The 6,144-nt window shown below is 68.1% G+C and carries 10 protein-coding genes; 3 read left to right on the forward strand and 7 right to left on the reverse strand.

Annotated elements, in window-relative coordinates:
- A partial coding sequence (gene gatB, locus VFM98_RS25910; protein ID WP_325112765.1) for an Asp-tRNA(Asn)/Glu-tRNA(Gln) amidotransferase subunit GatB occupies positions 1 to 1,222 on the forward strand: 1,222 nt, incomplete at its 5' end.
- A gap of 65 nt (positions 1,223 to 1,287) precedes the next feature.
- Here gatB and VFM98_RS25915 read toward each other — a convergent pair.
- On the reverse strand, positions 1,288 to 2,019 hold the full coding sequence (locus tag VFM98_RS25915; RefSeq protein WP_325112766.1) for a DUF4124 domain-containing protein: 732 nt from the start codon (positions 2,017 to 2,019) through the stop codon (positions 1,288 to 1,290).
- Positions 2,020 to 2,030: 11 nt separating this feature from the next.
- Positions 2,031 to 2,711, reverse strand: a complete 681-nt coding sequence (gene pyrE, locus VFM98_RS25920; RefSeq protein ID WP_325112767.1) for an orotate phosphoribosyltransferase — start codon at positions 2,709 to 2,711, stop codon at positions 2,031 to 2,033.
- On the opposite strand from pyrE, the gene VFM98_RS25925 reads away from it, so the two are divergent.
- Positions 2,710 to 3,513, forward strand: a complete 804-nt coding sequence (locus VFM98_RS25925; protein ID WP_325112768.1) for an exodeoxyribonuclease III — start codon at positions 2,710 to 2,712, stop codon at positions 3,511 to 3,513. The two genes, pyrE and VFM98_RS25925, sit on opposite strands and share 2 nt — an antisense overlap.
- Positions 3,514 to 3,523: 10 nt before the next feature.
- Here the strand turns inward: VFM98_RS25925 and VFM98_RS25930 are convergent, their stop codons facing one another.
- Complete coding sequence (locus VFM98_RS25930; protein WP_325112769.1) at positions 3,524 to 3,895, reverse strand: hypothetical protein; 372 nt, start codon at positions 3,893 to 3,895, stop codon at positions 3,524 to 3,526.
- Positions 3,896 to 4,056: 161 nt separating this feature from the next.
- On the opposite strand from VFM98_RS25930, the gene VFM98_RS25935 reads away from it, so the two are divergent.
- A complete protein-coding gene (locus VFM98_RS25935; RefSeq protein ID WP_325112770.1) occupies positions 4,057 to 4,452 on the forward strand; it encodes a VOC family protein in 396 nt (131 codons plus the stop codon).
- A gap of 12 nt (positions 4,453 to 4,464) precedes the next feature.
- On the opposite strand, the gene VFM98_RS25940 is transcribed toward VFM98_RS25935, so the two are convergent.
- From VFM98_RS25940 to VFM98_RS25955, 4 genes are all read right to left on the reverse strand, one after another.
- Entirely contained in the window at positions 4,465 to 4,812 is a 348-nt protein-coding gene (locus VFM98_RS25940; RefSeq protein WP_325112771.1) for a DUF1801 domain-containing protein, read from the reverse strand.
- Between the two features lie 102 nt (positions 4,813 to 4,914).
- Positions 4,915 to 5,436, reverse strand: a complete 522-nt coding sequence (locus VFM98_RS25945) for an N-acetyltransferase (RefSeq protein WP_325112772.1) — start codon at positions 5,434 to 5,436, stop codon at positions 4,915 to 4,917.
- Positions 5,433 to 5,909 carry a VOC family protein gene (locus VFM98_RS25950; protein WP_325112773.1) on the reverse strand — a complete coding sequence of 159 codons (477 nt, stop codon included), beginning with the start codon at positions 5,907 to 5,909 and terminating at the stop codon, positions 5,433 to 5,435. Before VFM98_RS25950 ends, VFM98_RS25945 begins: the two co-directional genes overlap by 4 nt.
- Positions 5,906 to 6,144, reverse strand: a 239-nt coding sequence (locus VFM98_RS25955; protein ID WP_325112774.1) for a GDCCVxC domain-containing (seleno)protein, incomplete at its 5' end; no start/stop codon positions are given. The genes VFM98_RS25955 and VFM98_RS25950, both read right to left, overlap by 4 nt.

Raw genomic sequence — 6,144 nt, forward strand, 5'->3', positions numbered from 1 at the left:
GAACTACTTCTACCCCGACCTGCCCAAGGGCTACCAGATCTCGCAGTACGAGATCCCGGTGGTGCAGGGCGGCGAGATCGCGTTCTACCTCGGCGACGAGAAGAAGACGGTGCGCCTCGTGCGCGCCCACCTGGAAGAGGATGCCGGCAAGTCGCTGCACGAGGATTTCGTCGGCCAGTCCGGCATCGACCTGAACCGCGCCGGCACGCCGCTGCTGGAGATCGTGACCGAGCCGGACATGCGCTCCTCCGACGAGGCGGTGGCGTATGCGAAGGAACTGCACAAGATCGTTACCTGGATCGGCATCTGCGACGGCAACATGCAGGAAGGCAGCTTCCGCTGCGACGCCAACGTGTCGGTGCGCAAGCCCGGCCAGCCCCTGGGCACCCGGCGCGAGATCAAGAACCTGAACTCCTTCAAGTTCATGAAGGAGGCGATCGACTTCGAGGTGCGCTGGCAGATCGAGCAGCTGGAAGACGGCCTCGCGATCGAGCAGGCCACCGTGCTGTTCGACCCCGACACCGGCGAGACGCGCGCCATGCGCACCAAGGAAGACGCGGCCGACTACCGCTACTTCCCCGATCCGGACCTGCCGCCGCTGACGATCGCGCCCGAGTGGGTGGAGCAGATCCGCGGCGGCATGCCGGAGCTGCCGCGCGTGATGGCGGCGCGCTTCGTCGCCGACTACGGCCTGCCGGAATACGACGCCACCACGCTCACCCAGAGCAAGGCGATGGGCGCCTACTTCGAGGAGGCGGCGCGCGCCAGCGGCCAGCCCAAGCTGGCCAGCAACTGGATCATGGGCGAGGTGTCGCGGCGCCTGAACGCGCAGGAGATCGGCATCGAGCAGGCGCCGGTGGCCGCCGCGACGCTGGCGGCGCTGATCCGGCGCATCCAGGACGGCACCGTCTCCAACAACGCGGCCCGGCAGGTGTTCGACGCGCTGTGGAACGAAGGTACGCAGAAGGAAGGCGGCGCCGACGCTGCGGCGCGGGTGGACGCGGTCATCGAGGCCAAGGGCCTGAAGCAGATGAACGACAGCGGCGCGCTGGAGCGCATCGTCGACGAGGTGATCGCCGCCAATCCGGCCAACGTGGAACAGGTCCGCGCCGGCAAGGACAAGGCCTTCAACGCGCTGGTCGGCCAGGCCATGAAGGCGAGCAAGGGCAAGGCGAACCCGCAGCAGGTGGGCGACATGCTGCGGCAGAAGCTGGGGCTCTGAGGCCCACTCCTGGGGGCTGCGGCCCCCGATGGCGGGCCACGGAATGTCGCCGAGGCGACCCGGAATCAGCGCTTGCGCTGGATGGTGGGCGTGCTCGCGGCCCCGGAAGTGGAGGTGGCCGCGGCCCCCCCTGAGGTGGAGGTGGCCGCCGCCGGCGCCAGCTGCGCCCACAGCGGCCGCAGCCGCGCCAGTTCTTCGTCGAACTGGGCGTCGATGCGCTTCTTCTCCTCTTCCTGCGCCTCGATGAAGCGTCGCTGGGCGGCGATCTGGTTGTCGTTCTCCTCGATCTGGCGCTGCAGCGCCGCCGGCCGCTTGGCCGGATCCTTGAAGAACTCCGTCTCCTGGGCGAGCTTGCGGCGCTGCTCCTCCAGCTCCGCGATGCGGCGCATCCCGGCGGCGATCACTTCCTGCTGGGCCCGCAGGGCCTTGGCGCGCTCGGCGTCGTGCGCCGGCTGGTTGGGATAGCGCGCGAGCAGGGCCTTCTGGGCGCGCCGCTCGTCCGTCTGGCGCTGGCGCTCCTCCGCGAGCTTGCGCTCACGTTCCTCGAAAGCCGCGCGCTCCTGCGCCGTCATCGAGGGGCCGATGATGCGGCGCACCGTGCCGTCCTTCTTCAGCTCGCGCTGCTCGCGGTCCAGGCATTCGATGATCGGGCGGTCGGAGGTCAGGCGCTGGCCCCGCGCGTCGACGCAGGTGAAGATGCTCCCGATCGATCCCCCGGCCTGCGCCCAGGCGGGCGCGAGCACGCCGGCGGCCCCGAGGGCGCCGAGCAGGAGACGGAAGCTACCGAAAGAAGGCACCGATTTCCTCTTCAGCCGGCTCCGTAACGTTCCCGGTAGGCGACTACCTTCCCGTAGTGCTGTCCGAGTTCGTCGCCGGCATGCACCTGCAGATAATGCAAGAGATCTGCCAGCCTGGCGATGGCACAGACTGTCAAGCCGAGCCTTTCGCGGACATATTGCACGGCGCTCCACGGCACGTCGTGGCCGTCCTCGGTCGCCTTTTCCTGCCGATCCAGGGCGATGGCCACCGCGTGCGGGGTGGCGCCCGCCGCCTGGATGAGCGCGATCGATTCCCGCGCCGCCGTGCCGGCCGACATCACGTCGTCGACGATCAGCACGCGGCCGCGCACCGGGGCGCCGACCAGGGTGCCTCCCTCGCCGTGGTCCTTGGCTTCCTTGCGGTTGTAGGCGTAGGGCACGTTGCGGCCGGCGCGGGCCAGCTCGATCGCCACCGCGGCCGCCAGGGGAATGCCCTTGTAGGCCGGGCCGAACAGCATGTCGAACTCGATGCCGGAGGCGAGGATGCGGCGTGCATAGAATTGCGCCAGCCGCCCCAGCTTCGCACCGTCGTCGAACAGGCCCGCGTTGAAGAAGTAGGGGGAGAGGCGTCCGGCCTTGGTCTTGAATTCACCGAAGCGCAGGACGCCCGACTGCACGGCGAACTCCACGAAATCCTGGGCCAGGGCGTCCTGGCTGCCATCCGCCATCATGGGTAAATCCTTCTTCAAACTGACCAGCCTGAACCTCAATGGCATCCGCTCGGCGGCCAGCAAGGGTGTCGAGGCGTGGCTTGCACAGACGAGCCCCGATTGTATTTGCGTGCAGGAGGTCAAGGCGCAGGCGCCGGACGTGCACGGCCGCTACGACGCGCTCGCCGGCCTCAAGGGCCACTTCCATTTCGCGCAGAAGAAGGGCTACTCGGGCGTCGGCGCCTTCAGCCGCCACGAGCCGAGCGACGTGATCGTCGGCTTCGGCTGCGAGGAGTTCGACGCCGAGGGCCGCTACGTGGAGCTGCGCTTCGACACCCCGCAGCGCAAGTTCTCCATCATCAGCTGCTACTTCCCCTCCGGCTCCTCGGGCGAGGAGCGCCAGCAGGCCAAGTTCCGCTTCCTCGACGTGTTCGATCCGCACCTGGTGGCGCTGAAGCGCGAGCGCGAGTTCGTGCTGTGCGGGGACATCAACATCGCCCACAAGGAGCAGGACCTGAAGAACTGGAAGGGCAACCAGAAGAACAGCGGCTTCCTGCCGGAGGAGCGCGCCTGGATGACAAAACTGTTATCCGAAACCGGCTTGGTGGACGTGTACCGTCACCTGCATCCCGAGACCACCGACGACTGCTACACGTGGTGGAGCAACCGCGGGCAGGCGTATGCGAAGAACGTGGGGTGGCGGCTGGACTACCAGATCGCGACCCCGAGCATCGCTCGAACCGCGCGTGAGGCGGCCATCTACAAGACCACGCGCTTCAGCGACCATGCGCCGCTGACGATCGCTTACGAAATGGCGTTCTGAGGCGCGCGCCTCAGATCACTTCCACGCAGTCCGAACCGCAGGCGCCCGGCGTGGCCGGTTCGCGCTGCGGCGCGGGCCGGTGCAGGACGGCGCGCGAGGGCACGATGCGCAAGCCCGCGTCCGCTACCACGGCCTGGCCGTCGACGATCAGCGAATAGTCGGTAGGCGACTGCGGCGGCCAGACCAGGGCGACCTCGGGCCGCTGGGCGGCGTTGTCGCGCGTGCGGCGGCCGGCTTCGCCCACCGCCAGTTCGCCGCCCTGCAGAACTGGAGTCACGGCCACGGCATGCGGCGCGCCGCGTTCGCTCGAAGTCAGCAGGTAGGCGAAGCGGTAGCGCTGCATCACTTCCGCCAGCTTGGACAGATCGACAGGAATGGTCATGGCCCGGCCCCGTGGATGGGTGTGAAGGGAAGAGCGTAGCCGAGATCGGTGCCGTCCCATTTGACGGCGGTCGGGTTGCAACTCCGGCGCCGTGCGCGAGGTCCAAGAAGATGGTATTGCCGGCTCACCTGGGCAGGGCTCGAACGGAAGGGACAGGCACCATGGAACTGAACGCGCTGATGGTTCGCTACATCGTCCACGACGTGGATGCGGCGATCGCTTTCTACACCCGCCACTTCGGCTTCCGTGTCGCCGGCCAATCGGGCCCGTACTTCGCCATCCTGGAGAAGGAGAACCTGCAGCTCGTGTTGAGCCCGCCCAAGGGACCGGGCGGAGGCTCGCAGCCGATGCCGGATGGAAGCCGCCCCGAGCCCGGTGGCTGGAACCGGCTGATCGTGAAGACCGGCAAGCTCGATGCCGAAGTGGCCGGACTGAAGCAGGCCGGCGTCAAGTTCCGCAACGAGATCGTCTCGGGGCCGGGTGGGCGGCAGATCCTGGTGGAGGATCCGTCGGGCAACCTGGTGGAGCTCTTCGAGCCGGCGGCGCCGGCGGCGTAGCGCGCTACTCCTTCAGCGCTCCGTCTCGGAGGCGGCGCGTTCCTTCATGTCCGCGTAGGCTGCGGCGGTCAGGGCCGCCAGGGCCTCGTGATCGACGGGGCGCTCCGGCCGGAGCTTCACGTGGCGCATGGATTTGCCGGTGCCCTCCAGCAGGCCCGCCGGATCGGAAAGCTCCGCGCCGCGGAAGAAGCCCACGTTCACGTGGGCACGGAAGGCGCCCACATACGCAAACGCCGCATCGCCGACGCAGGCCGTCGGGTAGCCGTCGTGCAGCAGCTCGCGGACGTCGTCTCCGCAGGCGCGCATCTGCTCGAACCAGTGCTGCGCGAGCTGGCCCAGGGGGCCGGGGTGGTCGTGCATCCAGGCTGCGACCGCAGGGTCATGCCGCACTGCGCTTGGGAAGCGGAAGAGACGAGTCGGGGGCATGGAAACGTTTGCCCGAGCGGTGCGGATCTCGCTCTTTCAGCGCTCCGCGGCGAAGGCCGCATGGAAGGTGACCTCGCCTTGCGGAACGGCCGCACCGAAGGGGAGAGCCTGGAAGTATTCCTGCGGCACATCCGGCAGCACGAGCCCGGGACGATGCGCGAAACCGAAGCGGCCGTAGAACGCAGGCTCTCCCACCAGCACGCACCCGGCGGCACCCCGCTCGCGCAACAGCGACAAGCCGGTTTCGATCAGGGACCGGCCGATCCCCTGTTTCTGCAGCGCAGGGAGGACGGAGACGGGCCCCATTCCGAACCATCCCGCCGAACCATCGGAGATCGTCACTGGCGAGAAGGCGATGTGGCCGACGACGCGCCCCGCGCGTTCGCCCACCAGGGAGACGGCCAGCGCATCGGCTTCACGCAAGGCGTGGACGATGAACTGCTCGGTCTGCCGGCTGTGGGGGTGGGTAGCAAAGGCCTGGCGAGTGACCTCGTCGATGGCGCTTGCGTCCTCGGGCGTCTCGGGGCGAATGACGATGGACGCTTCACTGCTCCTCATCGCGTCCCTCCCATGGGATCCACCCGGGAAGCCTGCTGCTGGAGTTCCTGGGCGAGCCCGATGAGGATTCCTTCGGGGCCGCGGATGTAGCAGAGCCGATAGATGTCTCCATATCGGACCACTTCGCCGACGACCGTGGCGCCGTGTTTGCGCAGCCGCGCGAGCGTATCGTCGATGTCTTCCACGGCGAACATCACGCGCAGGTAGCCGAGCGCGTTCACCGGCGCGACGCGGTGATCGGCCGCCACGGGGGGCGCCAGGAAGCGGGACAACTCCAGCCGGCTGTGGCCATCCGCCGTGCGCAGCATGGCGATCTCCACGCGCATGCCGCGCAAGCCGGTGACGCCGTCGGCCCAGTCTCCCTCGATCGGGGCACGCCCTTCGAGTTCGAGACCCAGCTCGGTGAAGAAGGCGATGGCCGCATCGAGGTCTTCCACCACGATGCCGACGTTGTCCATGCGCTTGACTGTCATGATGTCTCCGAGTTAACGCCGGTTTGAGGTTCCCCGTTCGAGCAGCAGCCGCGCGCTTCCTGGACGGGCGGGCACTTGACGGAGCCGTACGAGCAGAAGACGCAACAGTCGCCTTCCTTCGGCGTGAGCAGCGCCTGACATCCCTCACACCTATGGAAATACAGGCACGAATCGGTCGGCATGGTCTCGACGGACGTGAATCCGCAGCGCGGGCACGTAAGCGCCGATTCGAGAA

The sequence above is a fragment of the Ramlibacter sp. genome, assembly GCF_035706265.1.
Lineage (GTDB): Bacteria > Pseudomonadota > Gammaproteobacteria > Burkholderiales > Burkholderiaceae_C > Ramlibacter.

Coding starts and splice junctions, on each gene's coding strand:
- VFM98_RS25925 (WP_325112768.1), top strand. CDS start 2,710: ATGGGTAAATCCTTCTTCAAACTGACCAGCCTGAACCTCAATGGCATC.
- pyrE (WP_325112767.1), bottom strand. CDS start 2,711: ATGATGGCGGATGGCAGCCAGGACGCCCTGGCCCAGGATTTCGTGGAG.
- VFM98_RS25930 (WP_325112769.1), bottom strand. CDS start 3,895: ATGACCATTCCTGTCGATCTGTCCAAGCTGGCGGAAGTGATGCAGCGC.
- VFM98_RS25935 (WP_325112770.1), top strand. CDS start 4,057: ATGGAACTGAACGCGCTGATGGTTCGCTACATCGTCCACGACGTGGAT.
- VFM98_RS25940 (WP_325112771.1), bottom strand. CDS start 4,812: ATGCACGACCACCCCGGCCCCCTGGGCCAGCTCGCGCAGCACTGGTTC.
- VFM98_RS25945 (WP_325112772.1), bottom strand. CDS start 5,436: ATGAGGAGCAGTGAAGCGTCCATCGTCATTCGCCCCGAGACGCCCGAG.
- VFM98_RS25950 (WP_325112773.1), bottom strand. CDS start 5,909: ATGACAGTCAAGCGCATGGACAACGTCGGCATCGTGGTGGAAGACCTC.